Annotated in this window: 28 protein-coding genes; 5 read left to right on the top strand and 23 right to left on the bottom strand. The window is 67.3% G+C overall.

Going from position 1 to position 25,982, the window contains the following annotated elements; genetic code table 11:
• Positions 1-52: 52 nt before the first annotated feature.
• From E7811_RS11780 to E7811_RS11690, 19 genes are all read right to left on the bottom strand, one after another.
• Entirely contained in the window at positions 53-463 is a 411-nt protein-coding gene (locus E7811_RS11780; protein ID WP_136394860.1) for a DUF5333 domain-containing protein, read from the bottom strand.
• A gap of 95 nt (positions 464-558) precedes the next feature.
• The gene (locus tag E7811_RS11775) at positions 559-927 is read right to left on the bottom strand and encodes a hypothetical protein (protein WP_136394859.1); all 369 of its coding nucleotides are present in this window, start codon (positions 925-927) and stop codon (positions 559-561) included.
• Positions 928-943: 16 nt separating this feature from the next.
• A complete protein-coding gene (gene nuoF / locus E7811_RS11770; RefSeq protein WP_136394858.1) occupies positions 944-2,239 on the bottom strand; it encodes an NADH-quinone oxidoreductase subunit NuoF in 1,296 nt (431 codons plus the stop codon).
• Positions 2,240-2,248: 9 nt separating this feature from the next.
• The gene (locus tag E7811_RS11765) at positions 2,249-2,488 is read right to left on the bottom strand and encodes a DUF5337 domain-containing protein (RefSeq protein ID WP_136394857.1); all 240 of its coding nucleotides are present in this window, start codon (positions 2,486-2,488) and stop codon (positions 2,249-2,251) included.
• 10 nt (positions 2,489-2,498) lie between these two features.
• The gene (locus E7811_RS11760; protein WP_136394856.1) at positions 2,499-3,767 is read right to left on the bottom strand and encodes an NADH-quinone oxidoreductase subunit E; all 1,269 of its coding nucleotides are present in this window, start codon (positions 3,765-3,767) and stop codon (positions 2,499-2,501) included.
• The gene (locus E7811_RS11755; RefSeq protein ID WP_136394855.1) at positions 3,767-4,984 is read right to left on the bottom strand and encodes an NADH-quinone oxidoreductase subunit D; all 1,218 of its coding nucleotides are present in this window, start codon (positions 4,982-4,984) and stop codon (positions 3,767-3,769) included. Before E7811_RS11755 ends, E7811_RS11760 begins: the two co-directional genes overlap by 1 nt.
• Positions 4,981-5,859, bottom strand: a complete 879-nt coding sequence (locus tag E7811_RS11750) for a sulfotransferase family protein (RefSeq protein ID WP_136394854.1) — start codon at positions 5,857-5,859, stop codon at positions 4,981-4,983. The genes E7811_RS11755 and E7811_RS11750 overlap by 4 nt, the downstream gene beginning before the upstream one ends.
• A gap of 12 nt (positions 5,860-5,871) precedes the next feature.
• A complete protein-coding gene (locus E7811_RS11745; RefSeq protein WP_136394853.1) occupies positions 5,872-6,471 on the bottom strand; it encodes an NADH-quinone oxidoreductase subunit C in 600 nt (199 codons plus the stop codon).
• Positions 6,472-6,481: 10 nt separating this feature from the next.
• A complete protein-coding gene (locus tag E7811_RS11740) occupies positions 6,482-7,006 on the bottom strand; it encodes a NuoB/complex I 20 kDa subunit family protein (protein WP_136395199.1) in 525 nt (174 codons plus the stop codon).
• On the bottom strand, positions 7,006-7,371 hold the full coding sequence (locus E7811_RS11735) for an NADH-quinone oxidoreductase subunit A (RefSeq protein ID WP_136394852.1): 366 nt from the start codon (positions 7,369-7,371) through the stop codon (positions 7,006-7,008). Before E7811_RS11735 ends, E7811_RS11740 begins: the two co-directional genes overlap by 1 nt.
• Before the next feature lie 262 nt (positions 7,372-7,633).
• Entirely contained in the window at positions 7,634-8,416 is a 783-nt protein-coding gene (locus tag E7811_RS11730; RefSeq protein ID WP_136394851.1) for a crotonase/enoyl-CoA hydratase family protein, read from the bottom strand.
• A gap of 65 nt (positions 8,417-8,481) precedes the next feature.
• Positions 8,482-9,333: a hydroxymethylglutaryl-CoA lyase gene (locus E7811_RS11725; protein WP_136394850.1), complete on the bottom strand. Its 852-nt coding sequence runs from the start codon at positions 9,331-9,333 to the stop codon at positions 8,482-8,484.
• A complete protein-coding gene (locus E7811_RS11720; RefSeq protein WP_136394849.1) occupies positions 9,326-9,976 on the bottom strand; it encodes a glutathione S-transferase family protein in 651 nt (216 codons plus the stop codon). Before E7811_RS11720 ends, E7811_RS11725 begins: the two co-directional genes overlap by 8 nt.
• A gap of 133 nt (positions 9,977-10,109) precedes the next feature.
• Positions 10,110-12,065 carry an acetyl/propionyl/methylcrotonyl-CoA carboxylase subunit alpha gene (locus E7811_RS11715; RefSeq protein ID WP_136394848.1) on the bottom strand — a complete coding sequence of 652 codons (1,956 nt, stop codon included), beginning with the start codon at positions 12,063-12,065 and terminating at the stop codon, positions 10,110-10,112.
• A 121-nt stretch (positions 12,066-12,186) separates the two neighbouring features.
• Positions 12,187-12,630 (bottom strand): thermonuclease family protein, encoded by a 444-nt coding sequence (locus E7811_RS11710; RefSeq protein ID WP_168733012.1) that lies wholly within the window; start codon positions 12,628-12,630, stop codon positions 12,187-12,189.
• A gap of 12 nt (positions 12,631-12,642) precedes the next feature.
• Positions 12,643-14,247, bottom strand: a complete 1,605-nt coding sequence (locus E7811_RS11705) for a carboxyl transferase domain-containing protein (RefSeq protein ID WP_136394846.1) — start codon at positions 14,245-14,247, stop codon at positions 12,643-12,645.
• Entirely contained in the window at positions 14,247-14,774 is a 528-nt protein-coding gene (locus E7811_RS11700) for a lysozyme inhibitor LprI family protein (protein WP_136394845.1), read from the bottom strand. The genes E7811_RS11705 and E7811_RS11700 overlap by 1 nt, the downstream gene beginning before the upstream one ends.
• The gene (locus E7811_RS11695; protein ID WP_136394844.1) at positions 14,771-15,274 is read right to left on the bottom strand and encodes a hypothetical protein; all 504 of its coding nucleotides are present in this window, start codon (positions 15,272-15,274) and stop codon (positions 14,771-14,773) included. Before E7811_RS11695 ends, E7811_RS11700 begins: the two co-directional genes overlap by 4 nt.
• Complete coding sequence (locus E7811_RS11690) at positions 15,271-16,431, bottom strand: isovaleryl-CoA dehydrogenase (RefSeq protein ID WP_136394843.1); 1,161 nt, start codon at positions 16,429-16,431, stop codon at positions 15,271-15,273. Before E7811_RS11690 ends, E7811_RS11695 begins: the two co-directional genes overlap by 4 nt.
• Positions 16,432-16,565: 134 nt before the next feature.
• On the opposite strand from E7811_RS11690, the gene E7811_RS11685 reads away from it, so the two are divergent.
• The gene (locus E7811_RS11685) at positions 16,566-17,045 is read left to right on the top strand and encodes a CreA family protein (RefSeq protein ID WP_136394842.1); all 480 of its coding nucleotides are present in this window, start codon (positions 16,566-16,568) and stop codon (positions 17,043-17,045) included.
• Positions 17,046-17,130: 85 nt separating this feature from the next.
• On the opposite strand, the gene E7811_RS11680 is transcribed toward E7811_RS11685, so the two are convergent.
• From E7811_RS11680 to E7811_RS11670, 3 genes are read right to left on the bottom strand one after another with little or no spacing between them, the layout of a single operon-like run.
• Positions 17,131-18,402 carry a DegT/DnrJ/EryC1/StrS family aminotransferase gene (locus E7811_RS11680; protein ID WP_136394841.1) on the bottom strand — a complete coding sequence of 424 codons (1,272 nt, stop codon included), beginning with the start codon at positions 18,400-18,402 and terminating at the stop codon, positions 17,131-17,133.
• A complete protein-coding gene (locus E7811_RS11675) occupies positions 18,399-19,631 on the bottom strand; it encodes a TCR/Tet family MFS transporter (protein ID WP_136394840.1) in 1,233 nt (410 codons plus the stop codon). Before E7811_RS11675 ends, E7811_RS11680 begins: the two co-directional genes overlap by 4 nt.
• Positions 19,632-19,686: 55 nt before the next feature.
• Entirely contained in the window at positions 19,687-20,349 is a 663-nt protein-coding gene (locus E7811_RS11670) for an HAD family hydrolase (protein WP_136394839.1), read from the bottom strand.
• An 87-nt stretch (positions 20,350-20,436) separates the two neighbouring features.
• Between E7811_RS11670 and glmU the strand changes: the two genes are divergently transcribed.
• The 3 genes from glmU to E7811_RS11655 are packed head-to-tail and all read left to right on the top strand — an operon-like array spanning position 20,437 to position 24,310.
• Positions 20,437-21,822: a bifunctional UDP-N-acetylglucosamine diphosphorylase/glucosamine-1-phosphate N-acetyltransferase GlmU gene (glmU, locus tag E7811_RS11665; protein WP_136394838.1), complete on the top strand. Its 1,386-nt coding sequence runs from the start codon at positions 20,437-20,439 to the stop codon at positions 21,820-21,822.
• Positions 21,822-23,636 (top strand): glutamine--fructose-6-phosphate transaminase (isomerizing), encoded by a 1,815-nt coding sequence (glmS, locus tag E7811_RS11660; RefSeq protein ID WP_136394837.1) that lies wholly within the window; start codon positions 21,822-21,824, stop codon positions 23,634-23,636. Before glmU ends, glmS begins: the two co-directional genes overlap by 1 nt.
• Positions 23,633-24,310: a DNA alkylation repair protein gene (locus E7811_RS11655; protein WP_136394836.1), complete on the top strand. Its 678-nt coding sequence runs from the start codon at positions 23,633-23,635 to the stop codon at positions 24,308-24,310. The genes glmS and E7811_RS11655 overlap by 4 nt, the downstream gene beginning before the upstream one ends.
• Positions 24,311-24,334: 24 nt before the next feature.
• Here E7811_RS11655 and E7811_RS17915 read toward each other — a convergent pair whose 3' ends face one another.
• Positions 24,335-24,886: a hypothetical protein gene (locus E7811_RS17915; RefSeq protein ID WP_168733011.1), complete on the bottom strand. Its 552-nt coding sequence runs from the start codon at positions 24,884-24,886 to the stop codon at positions 24,335-24,337.
• Between the two features lie 63 nt (positions 24,887-24,949).
• Between E7811_RS17915 and moaA the strand changes: the two genes are divergently transcribed.
• Entirely contained in the window at positions 24,950-25,954 is a 1,005-nt protein-coding gene (gene moaA / locus E7811_RS11645) for a GTP 3',8-cyclase MoaA (protein ID WP_136394835.1), read from the top strand.
• Positions 25,955-25,982 lie beyond the last annotated feature (28 nt).

The following is a 25,982-nucleotide window of genomic DNA, read 5'->3' as shown; positions in this document are numbered from 1 at the left end:
CAGGGGGCGCGATCCGCCCCTTGCGTGAAATTTTCCTGCCCCCGGCCCATGGTCACCTCTTCCTCAGAAGCTGACCGGCCAGCGATCCGGCGGCGATCTCCGCCTCGCCCACGCGGCAGAAGGTTTCGGGCTGGCCGACGATCGCGCCCTTGTCGATCAGGTAGGCCAGCGCCTCGGCCTTGCCGCGGGCCTTTTCGTCCTTGTCCTTGACGAAGGCCTCGATCTCCTTGCGGGTGTAGCCCATCTTCAGCGCCTGGTTGGCCAGATCCAGCGCCTGCATCTTGGCCTTGATCTTGCGCGGCTCGATCGAGGGGCATTCATCCGCGATGCGATCGGCGATGAAGCCCTGAAGCAGGGGCTGCACGATCGCCTGATTGCGGTTGATCGGTTCCAACGCCCGCGCCGGCATCGCAGGGGCCGCAAGACCGGCGAAAAAGGCAACGGCGAGAAGGGTCTTGGTCATGGCTGTTCTCCTTTGGACCTCTGGTCCAAAGGTGGGGGTGCCCCTGCCCGCTATGCCATGTCCGCCCGCGTGATATGCGATAACAGCCCGGCCCGTCATGCGCAGGCCCCCCGGAATTCCCAGGTTTCGCCGCCCGCGAAACGCCCCGTCACCGCCGGGTTGAACCGCCCGCCCGCCTGCGCGCAGGCCGCGGCGGCCACGTCCTTTGCGGCCTTGCCCTGATACATCGCGGCAGGCCGGATCGACACGGTCATGCCCTGTGCCTGAACCGCCCCCATGCGCAGCAGGATCGTGCCGGGCGGACCCGGTTGCACCGAGGTTTCATAGCTCACGCCATCCAGCACCACGGGGGCAGCGCCCGCCCGTGCCACCGCAGCGCCCGACGGCGCCTTGGCGGCAGGCGCGGCGACACAGGCGGAAAGAACCCCCGCCACGCCGACCCCGATGATGCCCAATGCCTTCACCCCTTCACCCCTAAGTTCACTCGGCCGCCATCGCGCCGGTGCGGCCCGTCTTGCGGGCCTTGATGCGATCCTCGATCTCGTCGCGGAAGGCGCGGATCAGGCCCTGGATCGGCCAGGCCGCCGCATCGCCAAGCGCGCAGATCGTATGGCCCTCGACCTGCTTGGTCACCGACAGAAGCATGTCGATTTCCTCGATCTCGGCCTCGCCACGAACCAGACGGTCCATCACCCGCATCATCCAGCCGGTTCCTTCGCGGCAGGGCGTGCATTGGCCACAGCTTTCATGCTTGTAGAACTTCGACAGACGCCAGATCGCCTTGATGATGTCGGTGGACTGGTCCATCACGATCACCGCCGCGGTGCCGAGGCCCGAACGCTGTTCGCGCAGCCAGTCGAAATCCATGATCGCGTCGTCGCATTGCGTCTGCGTCAGAAGCGGCACCGACGACCCGCCGGGGATCACCGCCTTAAGGTTCTTCCAGCCGCCGCGGACGCCGCCGCAATGCCGTTCCAGCAGTTCCTTCAGCGGGATCGACATCGCCTCTTCCACCACGCAGGGCGCGTTCACATGGCCCGAGATGCCGAACAGCTTGGTGCCCGCGTTGTTCGGCCGCCCGAACGAGGCGAACCAGTCGGCCCCGCGCCGCAGGATGGTGGGGACGACGGCGATGGATTCCACGTTGTTCACCGTGGTCGGGCAGCCATATAGCCCCGACCCCGCCGGGAACGGCGGCTTCATCCGGGGCATGCCCTTCTTGCCTTCCAGGCTTTCCAGCAGCGCAGTTTCCTCGCCGCAGATATAGGCGCCCGCGCCGTGATGCAGGTAGCAGTCGAAATCCCAGCCCGATTTCGCGGCGTTCTTGCCCAGAAGCCCCGCGTCATAACATTCGTCGATGGCGGCCTGAAGCGCCTCGCGTTCGCGGATGTATTCGCCACGGATATAGATGTAGCAGGCATTCGCCCCCATCGCGAAGGACGCGATCAACGCGCCCTCGATCAGGGTATGCGGATCATGCCGCATGATCTCGCGGTCCTTGCAGGTGCCCGGTTCGGATTCGTCGGCGTTGATCACCAGATAGGCGGGCCGCCCGTCGGACTGCTTGGGCATGAACGACCATTTCAGGCCGGTCGGGAAACCCGCGCCGCCCCGGCCGCGCAGACCCGACGCCTTCACCTGTTCGATGATCGTGTCGCGACCGCGCTTGATGATCTCGGCGGTGCCGTTCCAGTGGCCACGCTTCATCGCGCCCTTGAGGGAGCGGTCATGCATCCCGTAGAGGTTGGTAAAGATCCGGTCCTGATCCTTCAGCATGTTCTGCCCTCAATTGCCCGGACGGCGGGACTTGCCCTGCCGCCAGATCCGAAAAGTGACGACCAGCGCCCAGATGAACGCGGCGATGGCTGCCAGGTCGAACAGGAAAACGAAGCGGGTTTCCCAGCCCATCCTGCCGCCCAGCCATTGCAGCCCCATCCATGAAAGCATGGTCCCCGCAAGCACATAGGCCACCAGACGCGTCTGCCGCGCGATGTTCTTGTCCTCGGGGGTGGGGGCGATCGACATGGCTCAGACCTCAGTAATCGTTAGTCTTGGCCCGTTCGAGGAAGGCTTCGATACCCTCCTCGACGATGATCTTCGCCTGCGCGACCCATTTGTCGCGGGTAACGCGGCCGCGGAAGCCCTTCAGGTTCTCGTCAACCCAGGCCACCTCGTCCGGACCCCAGGCGGCGATCTGGTCGAAATGGAAAAAGCCCAGTTCGTGGCAAAGCCGTTCCATGGCCGGGCCGATCCCCTCGATCAGCTTCAGGTCATCGGCCTTGCCCTTGCGCGGCGCCTTCAGCCCCTTCGGCTTCTTGCCGACGGCAGGCGCGGCGTCCGCCTTTGCCGCCTTCGCGGCGGGAGCCTTTGCCGCCTTCGCGGCGGGAGCCTTTGCCGCCTTCGCGGCGGGAGCCTTGGCGGGCTTGGGCGTCGCATCCTTGCCTGCCTTCTCGGCCGTCCCGTCCGGCGGCAGCGCGGCAAATGTCGCGGGCTGCGCCTCGGCCTTGGCGGCCTTGGCATTGGCCTTCACCGTCTCGGGGCGCGCTTCGGCCTTGGGTGCGGCGGCGGCCTTGCCGGCCTTCGCCGGCTTGCCCGACCCGGCCAGCCAGGGCGTCGTCAGCGGCACCTCGGTCCCGTCGATCCGCTTCACGGTATCGCCGATGTCCACCGCGCGCTGTGCGCTGGCATTGTACTGGGTGCGGCCGGATTCGAATTCTTTCAGACTGGTCAGCCCGGTCACCGGTTCCGAGGCATAGCGCCCGTTCTGCGGCCCCGGCACCGGCACCTCGCCTTTCGAGAAGCGCCCGATCATCTCGCGCAGTTTATCCGCGGTCAGATCCTCGTAGTAATCCTTGCCGATCTGGGCCATCGGCGCGTTGGTGCAGGCGCCCAGACATTCGACCTCTTCCCAGGAAAACTTGCCATCCGCCGAAAGGGTATGCGGCGCCGGTGCGATCAGTTCCTTGCAGACGGCGATCAGGTCCTCGGCCCCGCAGATCATGCAGGACGTGGTGCCGCAGATCTGGATATGGGCAACGGTTCCAACGGGTTGCAGCTGGAACATGAAGTAGAACGTCGCCACTTCCAGAGCCCGGATGTAGGGCATCCCCAGCATGTCGGCGACATGTTCGATCGCCGGACGGGTTAGCCAGCCTTCCTGTTCCTGCGCGCGCCACAGAAGCGGGATGATCGCGCTGGCCTGACGGCCCTCGGGATATTTGGTGATCTGGCCCCTCGCCCATTCCAGGTTCGCCGGGGTAAAGGCGAAGGAGGCAGGCTGTTCCTTGTGCAGACGGCGAAGCATTAGCGGTCGATCTCCCCGAACACGACGTCCATCGTGCCGATGATGGCCGAGACGTCGGCCAGTTGGTGGCCCTTGGCGATGTGGTCCATGGATTGCAGGTGCAGATAGCCCGGCGCGCGGATCTTGGCGCGGTAGGGCCGGTTGGTGCCGTCGGCCACCAGATAGACGCCGAATTCGCCCTTCGGCGCCTCGACCGCGGCATAGACCTCACCCGCGGGAACGTGGAAGCCCTCGGTGTAAAGCTTGAAGTGATGGATCAGCGCTTCCATCGAGGTCTTCATGTCGCCGCGCTTCGGCGGCGTGATCTTGCCCCGCGCCAGAATGTCGCCCCGGCCGTCCGGCGCGCGCAGCTTGGCAACGGCCTGCTTCACGATCGAGGTCGACTCGCGCATTTCGGCCATCCGGCAGAGGTAGCGGTCATAGCAATCGCCGTTCTTGCCGACGGGCACCTTGAAGTCGAATTCGTCATAGCATTCGTAGGGCTGCGCGCGGCGCAGGTCCCAGGCAAGGCCCGACCCGCGCACCATGACACCGGAATAGCCCCACTGCAGGATCTCTTCTTCGCTGACGATGCCGATATCGGCATTGCGCTGCTTGAAGATGCGGTTTTCGGTCAGCAGCCCTTCGATGTCGTCCAGCACCGCAGGGAAGGCATCGGCCCAGGCGTCGATATCGTCGATCAGCTCGGGCGGCAGGTCCTGATGCACGCCGCCGGGCCGGAAATAGGCCGCGTGCAGACGCGCGCCGCAGGCCCGTTCGTAGAACACCATCAGCTTTTCGCGTTCCTCGAAACCCCAGAGCGGCGGCGTCAGCGCGCCCACGTCCATCGCCTGCGTGGTCACGTTCAGCAGGTGGTTCAGGATGCGGCCGATTTCGGAATAGAGCACCCGGATCAGGCTGGCACGGCGCGGCACGACCGTGCCGGTCAGCCGTTCGATGGCCAGACACCAGGCATGTTCCTGGTTCATCGGCGCCACATAGTCCAGCCGGTCGAAATATGGCAGGTTCTGCAGGTAGGTGCGGCTTTCCATCAGCTTTTCGGTGCCGCGATGCAACAGGCCGATATGCGGGTCGCAGCGTTCGACGATCTCGCCGTCAAGCTCCAGCACCAGACGCAGCACGCCATGCGCTGCCGGGTGCTGGGGCCCGAAGTTGATGTTGAAATTGCGGATCTTCTGTTCGCCCGTCAGCGCGTCGTCGAAGTTGCCGTCCATCATCCGTGAACCTCACCCATGTTGCGCCGCCAGTTTTCCGGCAGGGCCGGGAAACGACGGGCGACGAAGTCGTATTGCGGGCGCAGATACGCCAGCGCGCGGGCCCGATGGCCCGCCTCCAGTTCCAGCGCCACGCCCTCGTGGACGCGGCGGTCGAAATTCGGCTCGGTCGCGCCGATGCCGAGGAAGCCATGCAGCCGGTCCACGCCGGGACGCGACATGAGATCCTCGTAGAACATCACCAGAAGCCGCGAAGGCGCGACTGCCGCGTCAAGACGCGCCAGCGCACCGGCATAATCGCCCCGCTCGGTCGCGGCGGGAAGGTCGCCCGACAGCGCCCGGTCCATCAGCCCATGCGCCTTGGCCGCCAGGTCACCCAAGCCGCGCCCGGCCCGTGCCGCAAGCATGCGCACATGGCTCCACAGCCGGGCCAGCGGATCGCGGATCAAGTAGACGAACCGCACGTCGCCCGAAAGCCGGGCGATCCGGCGCAGCCGCTCGACGGGAAGCAGCGCATAGGCGGGCGTCACATCGCCCACCACGCGCTTTTCACCGCGATCCTGCATCAGATAGCGAAGATAGGCATCCGTATCCTCGGCCCGGCGTTCCAGAACCGCGGCCCAGTCGGCCAGATCGCGCAGCTTGCGCTTGTGCATCCAGGGCCGATCGCCCGGCCCCTTCTCCTCGGCCGCGTCGAACTCGGCCACCTTCAACGCGATCTGACGGTCGTAACCGTCCGTCTCGACCGTATCGAAGTAATGCAGTTCCTTGATCGTGCGCAGATGGCAATTGGGATGCGCGGACAGGTGGCGATAAAGCCAGGTCGTGCCTGCCTTCGTCGCGCCCACGCACATCAGGATGGTTGCCTCTGTCGTCACGATACCGGTCCGTCAGGCTTTCTTCTCGTCGCCGGGAAGGATGTATTCGGCGCCTTCCCACGGGCTCATGAAATCGAACTGGCGGTATTCCTGCACCAGCCTGACCGGTTCGTAGACCACCCGCTTGAGCGCCTCGTCATAGCGCACCTCGGTATAGCCGGTCGTCGGAAAATCCTTGCGCAGCGGATGGCCGCGGAAGCCGTAGTCGGTCAGGATGCGGCGCAGGTCCGGATGGCCCGAGAACAGGATGCCGAACATGTCGAACACCTCGCGCTCGAACCAGTTGGCCGAGGGATGCACCGACACGATCGAGGGCATCATCTGATCCTCGCGCAGCGCCGCCTTCACGCGGATCCGCTGGTTCTGGTACATCGACAGGAAATGATAGACCACGTCGAACCGCGCCGGGCGTTCGGGGTGATCCACCGCCGTGATGTCGACCAGAGACGAGAAACGGCAGTTCTGATCGGTCTTGAGAAACTCGATGAAGGCCGCGATCTGCGCGGGCAGAACCTCGACCGTCAGTTCGCCGAAGGCCAGATGGGTAGCGACCACATCGTTCGGCCGCTTCAGTTCGATATGCGCGGCCAGTTCTTTCAGCGCGTCGGACATGGCGCTCTCCTCAGCGGGTCAGGGTGCCGGTGCGGCGGATCTTCCGCTGCAACTGCAGGATGCCGTACAGAAGCGCCTCGGCCGTGGGCGGGCAGCCCGGAACGTAGATGTCAACCGGAACGACCCGGTCGCAGCCGCGCACCACCGAATAGCTGTAGTGGTAGTAGCCGCCGCCATTCGCGCAGGATCCCATCGAGATCACGTAGCGGGGTTCGGGCATCTGGTCATAGACCTTGCGCAGCGCCGGGGCCATCTTGTTGGTCAGCGTGCCCGCGACGATCATCAGGTCGGACTGGCGCGGCGAGGCGCGCGGCGCGGTGCCGAAACGTTCGAGGTCGTAGCGGGGCATCGAGGTGTGCATCATCTCGACCGCGCAGCAGGCAAGGCCGAACGTCATCCAGTGAAGCGAGCCGTTGCGCGCCCAGTTGATGATGTCCTCGGTCGTGGTCAGCAGAAAGCCCTTGTCCTGCAGTTCGCGATTCAGCGCCTGGGTCGCGACCTCGCGGTCGCCGCCGGCGGTGTTCGCCCCGGTCATCACGCCCATTCCAAGGCCCCCTTCTTCCACTCATAGGCAAAGCCGATGGTCAGGATGGCAAGGAAAACCATCATCGACCAGAACCCGACCATCGACAGTTCGCCGAAGGCCACCGCCCAGGGGAACAGGAACGCAACCTCGAGGTCGAAGATGATGAACAGGATCGACACGAGGTAGAACCGAACGTCGAATTTCATCCGCGCGTCGTCAAAGGCGTTGAACCCGCATTCGTAGGCCGAAACCTTTTCCGGATCGGGATTGCGCACCGCGATGATCGCGGCGGCGAGGATCAGCACCAGACCCAGACCGACGGCCAGGGCCAGAAAGATGAGAATCGGCAGGTATTCACGGAGAAGACCGTCCACGACTGGCTCCTTCTGCTGGCGGCTCTCCCGAGTGCGGGGGCGGCGCGCTTCATGTTTGCTTGCGCATCGTTTACTCCTCCACCCCTTCCGGGTCAACCAAAGGCGGCGTCAATTCGACGCGCCGGGGGCCTTGAAAACAAGGTTTGTATGCAATGGTGTGCAGAAAATCTTGCGGTCGCGGCATCGCCCCGTGCAAAAACGCCGCACCCCCGGGGAATGCCCCCTGCCGCGCCGTGCGATGAGTCGCGCCAGACTTCGCGCGTCAGGCCGACCAGAACGGCTTGCGCTTGTCGAAGAAGGCCCCGATCCCCTCGACCGCCTCGGCGCTTTCCCAGCGTGCGACGAGGGCCGCGATGGTCGTGTCGATGGCAGCCTCGTCTGGCGTGGGCGCCAGCGCCCGGACCAGCGCCTTGGCCTCGGCCACCGCGCCGGGCGCGCAGGACAGATAGGGCCTGACCTCGGCCTCGATCGCGTCATCCAGCGCGTCCGGGGCAACGGCACGCGCCAGAAGCCCGAGGTCCACCGCCTCTTCTGCGCCGAACAGCCGGGCCGACATGAAGACGCGCCGCGCCCGCGCCTCGCCCATCCGGGCGACGACATAGGGGCCGATCGTGGCCGGGATCAGGCCAAGCCGGGTTTCGGTCAGGCCAAAGCGCGGGCCGGTCACGCCGACCGCCACATCACAGACCGACATCATCCCGATGCCCCCGCCGAAGGCCTGCCCGTTGACCCGGCCGATCAGCGGCTTCGGCAGTTCGTTCAGCGCCTTCAGCATCATCGCAAGCTTGCGCGCCTCGGCCCCGCGGGTCGGGGCGTCGGCGGCCATCTGATCCTTCATCCAACCCAGATCGCCCCCCGCGCAGAAACTTTCGCCCGCCCCCGTCAGGACGACCACGCGCACCGCCGGGTCCGCGCCCAGATCGGCGGCGGCCCGCGTCAGTTCGGCGATCATCGCGGCGGACAGGACATTGTGCCTGTCCGGGCGGTTCAGCGTCAGCCGCGCCACGCCGCGCCCGTCGGTCTCGATCATGATGGTTTCGAACATCCCCGTCCCTTTCGCCGCAAATTCCTTTGAAGGAATTTGCCAAGACTTTTTCAAAAGTCTTGGCCCTACCCCCGCATCGCCCGCGCCATGGCGGCCGCCTCGGCCAGTATTGCCCGGTCCAGCCCCGTGTCAAAGCCAAGGTCCGCCAGCCGGGCGGCCACCGCTTCGGTCGCCACATTGCCCGCGGCACCGGGGGCATAGGGGCATCCGCCAAGCCCACCCACGGCGGCGTCAAAGACCCTGATCCCCAGATCGAGGCTTGCCTCGACATTGTCCAGCGCGCGGCCCGTCGTGTCGTGATAGTGCCCGGCAAGACGCGCAGCGGGCAGTTCGGCCAGCACCGCCTCGAGCATGGCGCGGATCGTGTCGGGCGTGCCCTGCCCGATCGTGTCGCCCAGGCTGATCTCGTAGCAGCCCAGATCGACGAGCGCTGACGCAACCCGCGCCACCGCCGCGGGTGGCGTCGGTCCGTCGAACGGGCAGTCGGTCACGACGCTGACATAGCCGCGCATCGGAATACCGTCGGCGCGCGCGGCCTCGGCCACCGGGGCGAAGCGGTCCAGGCTTTCGGCGATGGAACAGTTGAGGTTCGCGCGGCTGAACCCTTCGGACGCGCTGGCAAAGATCGCCACCTCGTCGGCGCGCGCGGCGCGGGCGCCCTCGTATCCCTTCAGGTTTGGCGTCAGCGCCGCATAGCGCACACCCGGCGCGCGGGCGATGCCCGCCAGAACCTCGGCCGCATCGGCCATCTGCGGCACCCATTTCGGGCTGACGAAGCTTGTGACCTCGATCCGGCGGAACCCCGCCTTCGACAACAGATCGACCAGCGCGATCTTTTGGGCGGTGGGGATCAGCCGCCTTTCGTTCTGCAACCCGTCGCGCGGGCCCATCTCGAAGATCTCGACCATGTCAGCCATCAGCGGGGGCCTCGTAGAAGTCCTGGGTGTAGATCTGCGCCGGTCCGTCCGCCGCAAGCGCCGCCTGGAAGGCGGGCCGCGCCGACAGCGCCTGCCAGTAGGCCGCCACCGCCGGATGATCGGGGCGGACGAAGCGCTGTCCGATCAGGAACCCGTAGCCAAGCGCGATGTCCGCGGCGCTGAAATCGCCCAGAATGTAGTCGCCCCGCCGCGCCTCGGCCACCGCGATCAGGCATTTCTCCAACCGCTTCACCTCGAGCCGCATCACGGTGGGGCTGCGCATCCAGTCCTCGCGCAGGACGATGTGCTGCTGCGTGAGGTTCGCCAGATGCTGGCCGATGGTTTCACCGAAATGAAGCCATTCCAGCCAGGCCGCCCGGTCGGCATGGCCCGGCGCACGGCCAAGGACGGGCGCGCGGGTTTCGGCCAGGTATTCGAGGATCGCGCCGCTTTCGAACATCACCTGCCCGTCGATCTCGACCGCCGGGATGCGGCCCGCGGGCGAAAGCGCAAGGAACTCGGGCGCGCGGAGGGATTTGTCGAAAAACGACATCTGCCGCACCTCATGGGGCAGGCCCGCCTCGTTGAGAAACCACAGCACGCGGAAACTGCGGGCCTGGGCGACGTGATAAAGCCGTATCATCCCTTGCCGCCTTTCTTTTCGGGTCCAAACCGGGGTCGGCCGACGGCATCGCGATTCCACGGGACCTGTCCCGCGACTGCCCCGTTATCGGCCCCGTTATCGGCCCCGTCAGCGGCCCTTTCGCCCCGCGCCGTCATGCGGCGGCCTCCTCGTCGGCCAGCCGGATCAGGGCGGCGCCCGCCTCGACCTGCGTGCCGGGGGCGGCCAGCACCTCGGCCACCACGCCGTCGCGTGCGGCGGTCAGGGTATGTTCCATCTTCATCGCCTCGAGCACCGCCAGGCGATCCCCTGCCGCCACCGCCTGACCGGGGGCCACGAACACCGCCTTGACCAGCCCCGGCATGGGCGACAGCGTGATGCCCGCCCCCGCTCCGGCCGCCGCTTCGCGCGCCAGGGGATCGACAAGTGCATAGCTGATCGTGCCCGAAGGCGCGAAGACATGGACCTGCCCCCCCGCGACCAGAACCGGGCAGGCGCCCTGCCCCTCGATCCGCCATCCGTCGGCCCGAAGAGTGGCGTCAAGCGACGTCTCGTCCAGCTTCACCCGCGCCGCATCGCGCCCGAGGCAGGTGATCCGGCCTGTGACGACCTCCTCGCCCCGCCGCAGGACGGCGGCGCGTTCAAGGTGGGACCAGAGGGCAAAGCCCGCGAGAGCCCCCCCAGCAGCCCCTCCGGTAGACCCCGACACCGCCAGCAGCGCCAGCGCATCGGCCCAGGACGGGACGGTAGCAGGTGCGGCGAGCCTGTCCAGATCGCGCGCGATCAGTCCGGTATCCACATCGCCCGCCGCAAAGCCCGGATGCCGCGCCAGAGCGCCGAGGAAAGCGAGGTTCGTGACCGACCCGGCCACCTGCGTCTGTTCCAGAGCCCGCGACAGCCGCGCCAGCGCCACCGCCCGCGTCGGGCCATGGACGATGACCTTGGCGATCATCGGGTCGTACCAGGGGCTGATCGTGTCGCCCGTCCGCACGCCGGTATCGGCGCGCACGCCCGGCGGAAAGGCCAGATGCGCCAGCGTCCCCGTGGCCGGCAGGAAGCCTGCGGGCACGTCCTCGGCATAAAGCCGGGCCTCGAAGGCGTGGCCGGTGATCCGCAGCGCGTCCTGCGCCAGGGGCAGCGCCTCGCCTGAGGCCACGCGCAGTTGCCATTCCACCAGATCGACGCCGGTTATCGCCTCGGTCACCGGATGTTCGACCTGAAGGCGGGTGTTCATCTCCATGAACCAGAACCGGTCAGGGCGCAGCCCGTCCGAGGCATCGACGATGAATTCGACCGTGCCGGCACCCTTGTAGCCGATCGCCTCGGCGGCGCGGACGGCGGCCTGCCCCATCGCCGCCCGCATCTCGGGCGTCATGCCCGGCGCGGGGGCCTCTTCGATGACCTTCTGGTGGCGGCGCTGGAGCGAGCAGTCGCGTTCGAACAGATGCACCGCGCGCGTGCCGTCGCCAAAGACCTGCACCTCGATATGGCGGGGCTTTTCGACGTATTTCTCGATCAGGACGGCATCGTTGCCGAAGGCGGTCGCGGCCTCGCCCCGCGCGCTGTCGAGCGCGGCCGGAAAGTCTGCGGGCCGGTCCACGCGCCGCATCCCCTTGCCGCCGCCGCCCGCCACGGCCTTGATGAGGACGGGATAGCCGATGGCATCGGCGGCGCCCGCCAGGTGTTCGGGGTCCTGGTTGTCGCCGTGATAGCCGGGCACCACGGGCACGCCCGCCTCGGCCATCAGGCGCTTGGCCGCATCCTTCAGCCCCATCGCCCGGATCGCAGCCGCCGAGGGGCCGATGAAGACCAGCCCCGCGGCCTCGACCGCCTCGACGAAATCGGGGTTTTCCGACAGGAAACCATAGCCGGGGTGGATCGCCTCGGCCCCGGTGGAAAGGGCCGCCGCGATGATCGCATCGCCGCGCAGGTAGCTGTCCTTTGGCGCCGGGCCGCCGATCGCCACCGCCGCATCCGCCATCGCCACATGACGCGCGCCCGCGTCGGCTTCGGAATGGACGGCGACCGTGGACACGCCCATGCGGCGGGCGGTGTCGATGACGCGACAGGCGATCTCGCCCCGGTTGGCGATCAGGATCCTGGCGAACATGGGCGACCTCCGGTGCGGGTTGGATGTTGCGGATGCGGGGGCCAGCCCCCGCACGGGCCAAAGGGCGGGGGCCAGCCCCCGCACCCCCGGGATATTTCCGGACAGAAAATGACAGGGCGGGTCATCGGCTGGCCCCCAATTCGGCGCACCAGTCGGGGCGGGTGTCGCCCTGATAGAGAACGGCCAGCCCCTCGGAAGCCATGACGCCCGCCACATCCTCGCCCGCGACACGCAGGTGGATCAGGCGGCGGCCGTATTTTTCATGCCCGAGGTCCGAGATCTCGACCGGGCCTTGCGCCACCAATTCGCGCAGCCGTTCCGTGGCCCGCCGGCCAAGCGCCAGCTCCTCGGGGCAGCCGGGGGACTTCGTCTCGGGCGCGTCAAGACCCTGCACCCGCGCGGTTTCGCGCCCATCGGCGCAGATCAGTTCCACCGTGTCGCCGTCATAGACGTAACCCACCCGGCAGCCGGCCTCGGTCAGGCCGTGCCAGGGCGCCACCCATTCGGCCAGCTTCCAGAGGCCGATCAGCGTCAGGACGACATAGACGAAAAGCTCGGGCCCCATGCGGCGCATCCCTCACATCCGGAACACGCCAAAGCGCGTGGGCTCGATCGGCGCGTTCAGGCTGGCCGAGAGCGACAGCGCCAGAACCGCGCGGGTCTTGCGCGGGTCGACGATGCCGTCGTCCCAGAGCCGGGCCGAGGCATAGAGCGGATGCGACTGGCGGTCGAACATCTCGATCGTGGGGCGCTTGAATTCGGCCTCGTCCTCGGCCGACCAGGTGCCGCCCGCCCGTTCGATCCCGTCGCGCTTGACGGTCGCCAGCACCCCGGCGGCCTGTTCGCCGCCCATGACCGAGATGCGGGAATTGGGCCAGGTCCACAGGAAACGCGGCGAATAGGCGCGGCCCGCCATCCCGTAGTTGCCCGCCCCGAAGGAGCCACCCACCAGCATGGTGATCTTGGGCACATTGGTGGTGGCCACCGCCGTCACCATCTTGGCGCCGTGGCGGGCGATCCCTTCGTTTTCGTATTTCCGCCCCACCATGAAGCCGGTGATGTTCTGCAGGAACACCAGCGGGATGCCGCGTTGCGAACAGAGTTCCACGAAATGGGCGCCCTTCACCGCGGCTTCGGAGAACAGGACGCCATTGTTGGCCACGATCCCCACCGGGCAGCCCATGACATGGGCGAAACCCGTCACCAGCGTTTCGCCGAAACGGGCCTTGAATTCGTCGAAGCGCGAGCCGTCGACCACCCGCGCGATCACCTCGCGGATGTCATAGGGCGTGCGCAGGTCGGCGGGCACGACCGACAGGATCTCGTCTGGGTCATACGCAGGGTCTTCGGGCGTCTGCCACTGGACGGTTGCGGGACGGGCGCGATTGAGGTTGCCCACCGCACGGCGGGCAAGGGCCAGCGCATGGGCGTCATCCTCGGCCAGATAGTCGGCCACGCCGGAAAGCCGCGTGTGCACGTCGCCGCCGCCCAGGTCTTCGGCGGAAACGACCTCGCCGGTCGCAGCGCGCACAAGGGGGGGGCCGGCCAGAAAGATCGTGCCCTGTTCCTTCACGATGATGGTGACATCCGACATCGCGGGCACATAGGCACCACCGGCGGTGCAGGACCCCATCACCACCGCGATCTGGGGGATGCCTGCCGCGCTCATCCGCGCCTGGTTGTAGAAGATGCGCCCGAAATGGTCGCGGTCGGGGAATACCTCGTCCTGGTTGGGCAGGTTCGCGCCGCCGCTGTCGACCAGATAGACGCAAGGCAGCGCACATTCGGCGGCGATTTCCTGCGCGCGCAGGTGTTTCTTGACCGTCATCGGGTAATAGGTGCCGCCTTTCACGGTCGCGTCGTTGCAGACGACCATCACCTCTTGCCCCATCACCCGGCCCACGCCGGCGATCACGCCCGCGCAAGGCGCGGCACCGTCATACATGCCATGCGCCGCCGTCGCGCCGATTTCCAGGAAGGGCGCGCCGGGATCGAGAAGGTTCGCCACCCGGTCGCGCGGGGCCATCTTGCCGCGCGCGACATGGCGCGTGCGGGCGGCCTCGCCCCCCCCTGCGGCGGCCTGCGCCGCAGCCTCTGCCACGGTGTCAAGCATCGCCAGATGCGCCGTGCGATTGGCGCGGGCGGCCTCGGATCCGGCCAGGAAGGACGATTTGAGTTGCATCAGCGTTCCATCCCCGCTTCAAGCCGCAGCGTCTGGCGCGCGGTCAGGTCCATCATGCAGCCGTTCCAGGCCGGTCCGCCCCCGGTGCCGCCGCCCCACCACGTCACCTCGTAGGCGCAGGCGGCGTCGCGGAAGGCGATCCAGGCGCGCTGCATGTCGCGAAGCGCGGGGGCCATCTTCGGCGCGCTGGTGCCCAGTTCGGCCATTTCGGCATCCGTCGCCTCGTTCTGGGCCATCAGCACCCGGTAGGCGGCGTTCAGCCGGGTATCCCACCACCCCAGTTCGGCCCCGATGCAGAGGTTCATCCCCACGGTGGAGCCGCCGATGTCGGACCCGTTCATGCAGGCCTCCGCCGCACGGCCGATGCACTCGGCCGGGTCGAAGCCCGCCGCAAGGGATTCGGCCAGGCAGTCTTCTGTCAGCGCGGGCGAAAAGACGGGTTCGGCATCCTGCGCGGCGGCCATCGTCGCGGCCCCCGCCAGACAGAGGGCGATCAGCATCGCAGCCCCAGAACGTTTCGCAGTCATTCGAGTGTCTCCATCAGGTCGAACACGCGCGCCCAGTCCCGCGCCCGCAAAAGCAGCGCTGCCTCGGCCATCACGGGACAGCCTTCGGCCCGGATCGGTTCGTGCAGCGGACAGTGCCCCGCGCCGCCATCGGGCCGACCCGCCGAACGGTCCCGCTCGTCACGCCAGCGCGCGTAGGGTTCGGCCAACCGGCCCTCCACCTCGTCGGTCAGCGGCAGGCCCGACATGGCCTGCGCGTGCTGCGCCGAAAGAGCGCCCCGCAGCGCCGGGAAACACCCCGCCTCGCCATCGGCATGGGCGCAGGCCGCGATCGCGCGGTTCAGGCAGGCGGATTCGTCCGCGACGATGCCGCGCAGCCCGTCCCAGCGGATGTCGAACGCGCCCCCTGCACCGGCCGCGAAGGCCGCGTCCGACGCGGCAAGGCAACCCGCCACATCCTCGGCCGGTCCGGCCAGCGCCGCCGCGGGAAGGGCAAGCGCAAGGGCGGTCGCGCGGATCACACCGCGCCCATCAGTTCGCGCCCGATCAGCATCCGGCGGATCTCGGACGTCCCTGCGCCGATCTCCATCAGCTTGGCGTCGCGGAACAGGCGGCTGACGGTCGAGTCGTTCAGGAACCCCGCACCCCCAAGCGCCTGCACCGCCTGATGCGCCTGCACCATCGCCTGTTCGCTGGCGTAAAGCACGCATCCCGCCGCATCGGCCCGCGTCACCTGCCCCCGGTCACAGGCGCGCGCCACCTCATACACATAGGCGCGCGCGGTGTTCAGCGCGACATACATGTCGGCGATCTTGCCCTGCATCAGCTGGAAATTCCCGATCGGCTGGCCGAACTGCTGGCGTTCCCTGACATAGGGCATGACCTCGTCCATGCAGGCGGCCATGATCCCCGTCCCGATCCCCGACAGGACGACACGTTCGTAATCCAGCCCCGACATCAGGACGCGCACGCCGCGCCCTTCTTCGCCGAGGACATTCTCGAACGGAACTTCGCAATTCTCGAAGATCAGCTCGGCCGTATTCGATCCGCGCATCCCCAGCTTGTCGAAATGCAGGCTGGTGGAAAAGCCCTTGAAGCCGCGTTCGACGATGAAGGCGGTGATCCCGCGCGACCCCGCCTCGGGATCGGTCTTGGCATAGACGACCAGAGTATCGGCGTCGGGGCCGTTGGTGATCCAGTACTTGTTGCCGTTCAGGACGTAATGGTCGTTTCGCCGTTCGGCGCGCAGCTTCATCGACACCACATCCGACCCGGCGCCGGGTTCCGACATGGCCAGCGCGCCCACATGTTCGCCTGACAGAAGCCGCGGCAGATAGCGGCGCTTCTGGTCTTCCGTGCCGTTCAGCTTGATCTGGTTCACGCAGAGGTTGGAATGGGCGCCATAGGACAGGCTGACCGAGGCTGAGGCCCGCGCGATTTCCTCGGTCGCGATCACATGGGCCAGATAGGACATGCCCGCGCCGCCGTATTCCTCGGGCACGGTGATGCCCAGAAGGCCCAATTCGCCCATCTCGCGCCAGAGGTCGGCGGGAAAGACGTTGTCGCGGTCCACCTTCGCGGCAAGCGGCTTCACACGCTCCTGCGCCCAACGATGCACCATGTCCTGTAGCGCGGCGACATCCTCGCCCAGATCGAAACGCATCGACGCGGTGAACATGGCCTTTCCCTCCGCAATGAAATGAACGCTTGTTCAAATAACCCCGACAGGGCGAGTCGCGCAAGCTTTTCCTTCCCGCTTGCGCAAGCCCGGCAATGGCCGCAGGCTGATCCCCTGACAGGATGGAGACCCCGATGACCCGAACCGCCCCGCCCCTTCTTGCCACAGCCCTGCTTGCCGCCGCCCTTACTGCCGCAACACTTCCCGCCCTTGCCGAACAGGTGGGCGAGGTGGGCGTCGACTGGGTCGGCAACGACATCATCATCGAGGCGATCGCCGACCCGAAGGTTCAGGGCGTGACCTGCCACCTGGCCTATTTCGAACGCTCCTTGATCGACCGTCTGCAACAGGGCAACTGGTTCGAGGATCCGTCCTGGTCGGCGGTGGACTGCACGCAGACCGGCCCCATCGTGATCGGCAACATCGACCGCGGCGAGGACGGCGAGGAGGTGTTCAGCGAAGGTCGCTCGCTGATCCTGAAATCGCTGAAGGTGACGCGGATCTATGACGCAGGGAACAACGCGCTGATCTACCTCGCCCACGCCAGCGAGATCACCCAGGGATCGGGCAAGATGTCGCTGTCGGTGGTCCCCCTGGGCAACGCCGCGCCGTGATCGCGGCCTGCCCTCGTTCGTTTCCGGGTATCGTCGTCGGGGGTGGGCAGTGGCCGCAGGTCAGGGGGCGCAACGCCCCTTCGCCTCAATCCCCCATCCGCAGCGCCTCGGGGGCGGCAAGGTCGCCCTGAAAGACTGCCGAGACCTCGGCGCGGATGATGCGGGCGATCTGCGCGCAATCCTCAAGGCTGAAGGTCAGCGGCAGGCGCATGTCGATGATCGCGTGCAGGATGCGGTCGGTCGCGGGCATCGGCGCGGACCGCGCATAGCGCCAGCTGTCATAGCGGCTGGTGAAGGCCACGGGTTCGGGCGCGCCGAACCATTTCAGTTCCACCCCCCGCGCCGCGCAGCGCGCCAGAACCGCGCGGATCGCCTCGGCGCCCCAGTCCAGAAGCAGGAACTGGAAGGACGAGGCGACAAAGCCTTCGGCCTCGGGGCGCTTGACCAGCGTCAGGCCGGGCGTGGCGCGCAGGCCCTCTTCCACCACCCGGTAGCGTTCGTTCCAGCGCGCGCACTGGCGGGAAAGGTCGCCAAGTTGCGGGCGCAGGATCGCGGCGCGCAGGTTGTCCATCCGGCCCGAGATGTTGGGGGTTTCGTAGCGGATCGTCTCGAAGGCCTCGGGCGGGGGCGCGGCAAGGTGGCGACCGTAAAGCATGTAGCTGCCCGACAGCATCACCGCCCGCGCCATCGCCTGCGCGTCGTCCGAAATGATCAGCCCGCCCTCGCCGGAATTGGCGTGCTTGTAGGTCTGCGTGGAAAAGCACCCCATCGCCCCCCAGCGTCCGGTGGGCCGGCCGTTCCACGCGGCCCCCATCGTATGGGCGCAATCCTCGATCACGGTGATGCCACGGTCCGCACAGAGCTGCATCAGCGCCTCCATGTCGCAGACATGCCCGCGCATGTGCGACAGCATCAGCACCCGCGCGCCACTCGCCGCGGCCCTTTCGGCCAGATCGTCCATGTCGATCACAAGGCCCTCGGTCACACCGACGAAAACCGGTTCCGCGCCAAGGCTTGCGATCGCGCCGGGCACCGGGGCCAGCGTGAAGGCATTTGTCAGCACCCTGTCGCCCGGTGCGACACCCACCGCCCGCAGCGCGCAGGCCAGCGCATAGCCGCCCGAGGCCACGGCCAGGCAATATTTCGCCCCGGTCTGGGCCGCGAATTCCTGTTCCAGAAGGGCGGCCTCGGCAGTTTCGCCCTCGACCGTGTTGTAGCGGTGCAGGCGGCCCGACCGCATCACCCTGAGCGCCGCCTCGATCCCCGCCTCGGGGATCGGCTCCTGCTGGGTGAAGGACCCCCGGAACACCTCGGCCCCGCCCCGATCCGTGTCTGCGCTGCCTTTGCCTTCGGTCATGCCGCCTCTGCCTTCGGATGGCGCCATGTCATCACGAACAGCGCCAGAACGGCGGCCAGCATGGCGCTTGCGACGAAAAACGCAACATCGGGCGACCGGAACGGCGCGCCGTCCGACATGAAAAGGCCGAAGACCTGGGTATAAAAGATCGTCCCCGCCAGCATCGCGAGATTGGTGACCGAGGACAGCCCGCCCTGCAACTCGCCCTGCGCGTCATCGGGCACGATGCGCGACATCATCGCGGTCAGCATCGGATGGACAAAGCCCTCGGGTCCGTGGATGAAGAACAGGATCACCACTGCCGTCAGCCCGCCCGCAAGGCCATAGCCCGTCGCCGCGATCACCGCCGAGACAAGGCCGATCATTGCCGTGCGCCCCTCGCCGAAGGCGCGCACCGCAGGCCCGGTCAGCCCGCCCTGGAAGAGCGCGGTGACGATCCCGAAGGCCGCCAGCGACAGGCCCACCATCGCGGGCGACCAGCCGAACTTTGCCATGCCCCAGAAGGCCCAGATTGCCGGATAGATCGACGAGGCAAAGAAGAACAGCGCCAGCACGCCCACCAGCGGCAGCACCTGACCATAGCTGCGGAACACCCGGAAAGTGCCAAAGGGATTGGCCCGTGCCAGCCGGAACGGTCGGCGCTTTTCGACGGGCAGCGTCTCGGGCAGGACGAACCAGCCATAGATCAGGTTCAGCCCCGAGATGGCCGCCGCCACATAAAAGGGCACGCGCGGCCCGAATTCGCCCAGAAGCCCGCCGATGGCCGGCCCCAGCACAAAGCCCACACCAAAGGCCGCCCCCATCAGCCCGAAGGCGCGCGCGCGTCCCTCGGGTGGGGTCACGTCGGCGATGGCGGCGTTCGCGATGATCCAGGACGACCCGCAGACGCCCGCGATGACCCGGCCCACGAACAGCCAGAAGATCGACGGCGCCAGCGCGTGGAACAGGAAATCAAGCCCCAGCCCCCCAATCGCGATCAGTAGAAGAGGGCGACGCCCGAACCGGTCCGAAAGGTTGCCGACGAAGGGGCCGAAGGCGAACTGCGCCAGCGAGAAGGCTGCATACATCGCGCCCCCGATCGCCGCCGCCTGCGCCAGATCGACATGGCCCACCTGCCCGATCAGTTCGGGCAGCACCGGGATGATGATGCCAAAGCCCACCATGTCCAGAAAGACCGTGACCAGCACGAAGACCACCGCATGACGGCTGACGGGTCGGGAGGCGGACATGGGGCGAATCCTTTCGCGCGGAACGCGGCATCCTATGCCGCGGCCCCGCCCCCGGTCAAAGCGGGATCAGCCGATGGGCAAGCGCGGGCAGATCGTCGAAATGATCCAGCAGCGCCTCGGGGTTCAGCCGCGCCACGCCCTGCCCCTCAGGCCCGAAGGTGACCAGCGCCACCGGCACGCCCGCGGCGGCGGCGGTCTTGCGGTCGGTGTCGGTGTCGCCGATCAGCATCGACCGCGGGACAGCCCCGCCCGCGCCCGCCACCGCAGCCACATAGGGCGCGGGGTCGGGCTTGCGCACCGGCAGCGTGTCGGCCCCGATCAGCGCGCCGAACAGGTCGCGGATACCCAGACGGCGGGTCAGGGTTTCGGCCAGCCCCTCGGGCTTGTTGGTGCAGATCGCGGTTGCGAACCCGGCCGCGCGCAGGGCTTCGACCGCCGCCACCGCGCCGGGATAGACCCTTGTGTGCCGGTCGATGTCGGCGGCATAGGCCTCGAGCAGGCGAGGGTATTGCGCATCGACCTGCGCCTCGGTCCAGGCCCCCAGCCGCGAGAAGCCCAGCCGAAGCATCGCCCGCCCGCCGTGAAAGGCGGTCAGCGCGTCATCGGGGCCCAGCATGTCGCCATGCCCCAGATCGCGGAAACAGGCATTGGCGGCGGCCAGCAGGTCGCCCGAGGTGTCGGCCAGCGTTCCATCCAGATCGAAGACAACGGTGCGCATGGCCCCTCCCCTGAAATCTGCCGCAACAGCGCGTGAAGCCGTATCCCTTGCGGCGGGCGCGTTCCCGGTTAAAACGGGCGCGACCAAATGGAAAGGGCCATCATGGCTGTTGCACTTGTCATTCTGGCGGCCGGTCAGGGCACGCGGATGAATTCGGACCTGCCGAAGGTCCTGCACAAGGTGGCCGCCGCGCCGCTTCTGCACCACGCGATGCAGGCCGGGCGGGCGCTGGACCCGGAACGGGTGGTGGTGGTGACGGGCCACGGGGCCGAAGCCGTGGGACAGACAGCACTTGCCCATGACGACACGGCGGCGATCGTGCTTCAGGAAGAACAGCTTGGCACCGCGCACGCCGTTCTGCAGGCGCTTCCCGCGCTGGAGGGGTTTGCCGGGGATATCGTGGTGCTTTACGGCGACACGCCCTTTATCCGCCCCGAAACGCTTGAGGCGATGCTGGCCGCGCGGGCGCGCCATGACATCGTCGTGCTGGGGTTCGAGGCTGCCGACCCCGGCCGCTACGGGCGGCTGGTGACCGAAGGCGAAAGCCTGCTCCGCATCGTGGAATTCAAGGATGCATCACCTGAAGAACGGTACATAAAGCTTTGCAATTCCGGCGTTCTTTGCGCATCTTCAGATCTGATGCGCAGCCTTCTCCCACAGGTCGGCAACGCCAATGCCTCGGCCGAATACTATCTGACGGACCTGCCCGCGCTGGCGCGTGCCTCGGGCCGGTCGGCCGGCGTCGTCCGTTGTGACGAGGCCGAGACGATGGGCATCAACACGCGCGCCGAACTGGCCTTGGCCGAGGCCGCCTTCCAGGCCCGCGCCCGCGCCGAGGCGCTGGAGAACGGCGTGACGCTGACCGCGCCCGAAACCGTCTTCTTCGCGCTTGATACCGTCGTGGGCCGCGACGCGGTGATCGGCCCGAATGTCTTCTTCGGCCCCGGCGTCACCATCGAAAGCGGCGCCGAGATCAAGGCCTTCTGCCATCTGGAAGGCTGCCATGTCAGCAGGGGCGCCGATGTCGGCCCCTTCGCGCGGCTGCGGCCGGGGGCGGAACTGGCCGAACATGTCCATGTCGGCAACTTCGTGGAAATCAAGAACGCGATCCTCGACGAGGGCGTGAAGGTGGGCCATCTCACCTATCTGGGCGACGCGCATGTGGGCGAACACACCAACATCGGCGCGGGCACCGTCACCTGCAATTATGACGGCGTGCTGAAGCACCGCACCACGATCGGCAAGCGCGCCTTCATCGGGTCCGACACCATGCTGGTGGCGCCGGTCTCGGTGGGCGACGGTGCGCTGACCGGGTCGGGCTCGGTCATCACCGATGACGTCCCGGCCGAGGCCGTCGCCCTGGGCCGGTCGCGGCAGGTGGTGAAGCCGGGCCTTGCGACGCGGATCTTCGACCGGTTGAGAAAACAGAAGGCCGAACAGCAGGCGGCCCGTCAACGGAAGGAACAACCCTGATGTGCGGAATCGTGGGGATCCTGGGCAAGCACCAGGTCGCGCCGCTTCTGGTCGAGGCGCTGAAGCGGCTGGAATACCGTGGATACGATTCCGCGGGCATCGCGACAGTCCAGAATGGCCGGCTGGACCGGCGGCGCGCAGTGGGCAAGCTTGCCAACCTGTCGGACCTGCTGGTGCATGAACCCCTGCCCGGCCGGTCCGGGATCGGGCACACCCGCTGGGCCACGCATGGCGCGGCCACGGTGATGAACGCACATCCCCACCGCTCCGGTCCGGTCGCAGTGGTTCACAACGGCATCATCGAGAACTTCCGCGACCTGCGCGAGGAACTGGTCGCCGCGGGCTATGCGTTCGAATCCGAAACCGACACCGAAACCGTGGCGCTTCTGGTGCGGATGTTCATGGATCAGGGCAAGCCCCCTGCCGAGGCGGCCCGCGCCGCGCTGCACCGCCTGCGCGGGGCCTTCGCGCTCTGCTTCCTGTTCGACGGCGAGGATGACCTGATGATCGCCGCCCGCAAGGGCAGCCCGCTGGCCATCGGTCACGGCGAGGGCGAGATGTTCGTCGGCTCGGACGCGATCGCGCTGGCCCCGCTGACCGACCGGATCACCTATCTGGAAGAAGGTGACTGGGCCGTGATCACCCGCAAGGGGGCCGAGATCTTTGACGCCTCGGACCGGCGGGCGAACCGGGCGATGACCCGCATCCAGATCGACGCGGCACGGATCGAAAAGGCGGGCTACAAGCATTTCATGGCCAAGGAAATCGCCGAACAGCCGGTGGTCCTGGCCGATGCGCTGAAGCATTACAGCCGCGACGGCGCGCTGACCCTGCCCGAGGGCGTGGATTTCACCGGCGTTGACCGGGTCACGATGGTTGCCTGCGGCACGGCCAACTATGCCTGCCAGGTGGCGAAATACTGGTTCGAACAGATCGCGGGCCTGCCCTGCGATGTCGATATCGCCTCGGAGTTCCGCTATCGCGAGCCGCCGCTGTCCGACCGGTCCTGGGCCGTCTTCGTCAGCCAGTCGGGCGAAACCGCCGATACGTTGGCCGCGCTGCGCTATGCCCGCGACAAGGTCGCGCGGATCGTGTCGGTGGTGAACGTGACGACCTCTTCCATCGCGCGGGAAAGCGACGTGTCGCTGCCGATCCTTGCGGGGGTCGAGGTGGGCGTGGCCTCAACCAAGGCCTTCACCTGCCAGCTTTCGGTGCTGATGCTTCTGGCGATCAAGGCGGGGCTGGACCGTGGCCGCCTGACCGAAGAAGACGCGAAGGCGCATCTTGCCGATCTGGCGCTTTTGCCGGGGCTGATGAACCATGCGCTGGGGCTGGCTGCGGAAATCTCGGGCATCGCCGAAAAGCTGGCCGAAGCGCAGGACATCCTGTTCCTGGGCCGCGGCGCGATGTTTCCGCTGGCCCTTGAAGGTGCGCTTAAACTGAAGGAAATCAGCTATATCCACGCCGAAGGTTATGCATCGGGCGAACTGAAGCATGGGCCGATTGCGCTGATCGACAACCGCGTGCCGGTGATCGTGCTGGCCCCGCATGATGCGCTGTTCGAAAAGACCGTGTCGAACATGCAGGAGGTGATGGCCCGCAACGGACAGGTGCTGCTGATCTCGGACGGCGAAGGCATCCGCGTGGCCGGTCATGGCTGCTGGAAGACGCTGGCGATGCCGGATGTGCCCGACCGGCTTGCCCCCATCCTCTATGCGATCCCGGCGCAGCTTCTGGCCTATCACACCGCCATCGCCAAGGGCACCGACGTTGACCAGCCGCGCAACCTTGCGAAATCGGTGACGGTCGAATGACCCCGGACGAGGCGATAAGCCAGATCGCCGCGCGCGCCCAGCCTGGCAAGGCGGCGGAAATGGAGGCCTATCACAAGGCCCCTCGCCCCTATCTGGGCACCGCCAACCCCGAGATCGACGCCCTGTGCAAGGACTGGCGCGCGGTCCTCACGGTCGGGGAACGGGTGGACCTGGCGCGCGGGCTTTGGGAGACGAACGTCCACGAAGGGCGGATCGCGGCGGCGAAACTGTTGACCCAGGCGCGGCTCAGGCCCGATGAAGACGCCTGGGCACTGATCCGGTCCTGGGTGCCGGAATTCGACGCCTGGGCGGTGGCCGATCACGCCTGCATCGCCGCGCAGAAGCGGATCATGGCCGACCTGTCGCGCCTCGACGATGTCGAGGCGTGGACACAAAGCCCGCTGATGTGGGCGCGGCGCGCAGCGCTGGTGGCCACGCTGCCGCTGGCAAAGCTGAACTTTCCCAAGCCCGACGAGATCGCCGCGCGCGACCGCGTGCTGGCCTGGGCCGCGGGCTATGTGCCCGACCGGGACTGGTTCATCCAGAAGGCCATCGCCTGGTGGCTGCGCGACCTGTCGAAACACGCCCCCGACCGCGCCCGCGCCTTCCTTGACGAACACGGGGCCGGGATGAAGGCCTTTGCGCGCAAGGAAGCGGCGCAATACCTTTCCTGACCTGTCCGGTTCAACCGGTGAAGATCAGCGGGCGTAAACGCGGACCTCGACAAGGTCGGTCAGGTTCAGCCCCAGGGCGCGATAGGCCGCCAGCGACAGCTGCGCCGGCCCCTCGCCCGGCATCAGATCGACCTGCACCGACTGCCCGCCGATGGTTTCCACCCGGCCCTGCGACGCGGCCTTGACCGGCCCGCCGCGCAGCCAGAAGCCCGGCTCGGTCGGGTTGCCGAGGCTGATGATCGTCTGCCCGATCAGCGTATCGCCCGGCAGCGGCGCGATGGCCGTCGCGGCCTCTTTCTGGGCATCGGTCGTCGTGTCCAGCACGGCGGCGCTGGTCGCCTCGACCGGGGGCGGCGGCGCGGCCAGTTCCGGCGTGGTCGCCCCGATGATGGCGCCGGTCTGCATGCCGGACGGCGCGCTGGCGGGTGCCGGCCGGTCGCGGCCGATCAGCTTTCCAAGGCCCGCGCGGTCGCCGCAACCGGCGAGAATGACAGAGGCAACAAGCAGGGTGGAAATGGTTCTGGCGCGCATGGCATCCCCCGAAATCACGTTTCGTGCGACGATAGTCGGGTCCATTCCGGCCCGCAACCGTCGCATTCCGACTTGCCGCTGGATCGGCGGAAGCCTACGTTCCGGAACATGACCGCGCCCCTGATCGATCCCTTCGCCCGCCCCATCACCTACCTCCGGGTTTCGGTGACGGATCGCTGCGACTTCCGCTGCGTCTATTGCATGGCGGAAAACATGACCTTCCTGCCGAAGGCCGATCTGCTGAGCCTGGAAGAGCTTGACCGGATGTGTTCGGCCTTCGTGCGTCTGGGGGTCGAAAAACTGCGCATCACCGGGGGCGAACCGCTGGTGCGCAAGGGGATCATGACCTTTTTCCACGCGATGACGCGGCATCTGGACAGCGGCGCGCTGAAGGAATTGACGCTGACCACGAACGGCAGCCAGCTGCGCCGCTTTGCCCGCGAACTGGCGGATTGCGGCGTGCGGCGGATCAACGTCTCGCTTGATACGCTCGACGCCCGGAAGTTCGCCGACATCACCCGCTGGGGCCGCCTTCCGCAAGTGCTGGACGGGATCGCGGCCGCGAAAGAGGCGGGGCTGAGGGTCAAGATCAACGCCGTCGCGCTGAAGGGGTTCAACGAGGACGAACAATTCTCCATCACCGAATGGTGCGCCCGCGAGGGCCATGACCTGACCTGGATCGAGGTCATGCCGATGGGCGACCTGGGCAATGAGGACCGGCTTGACCAGTACTGGAACCTCAAGGACCTGCGCGCCCGCTACGGCGAACGCTACACCCTGACCGATCTGGCCGAACGGACGGGCGGCCCGGCCCGCTATGTCCGGCTGGAGGAGACGGGCCAGAAGATCGGCTTCATCACGCCGCTGACCCACAATTTCTGCGAAAGCTGCAACCGCGTGCGGCTGACCTGCACGGGCGAGCTTTACATGTGCCTTGGGCAAGAGGACATGGCGGACCTGCGCGCGCCCCTGCGTGCCAGCCCCGATGACGCAGAGCTTGACCAGGCGATCCGGGCCGCGATCTCGCGCAAGCCGAAGGGCCATGATTTCGATTATTCGCGCCAGAAGGTGCAGGGCCAGGTTTCCCGCCACATGAGCCACACCGGCGGCTGACGGCACCCTCACGGCCCCGTCATCCGGG

It is taken from the genome of Aliigemmobacter aestuarii (assembly GCF_004799285.1).
Classification (GTDB): Bacteria; Pseudomonadota; Alphaproteobacteria; order Rhodobacterales; family Rhodobacteraceae; genus Aliigemmobacter; species Aliigemmobacter aestuarii.
The sequence above is the reverse complement of the archived record's forward strand: the minus strand, read 5'-3'. Positions and strand labels throughout refer to the sequence as shown.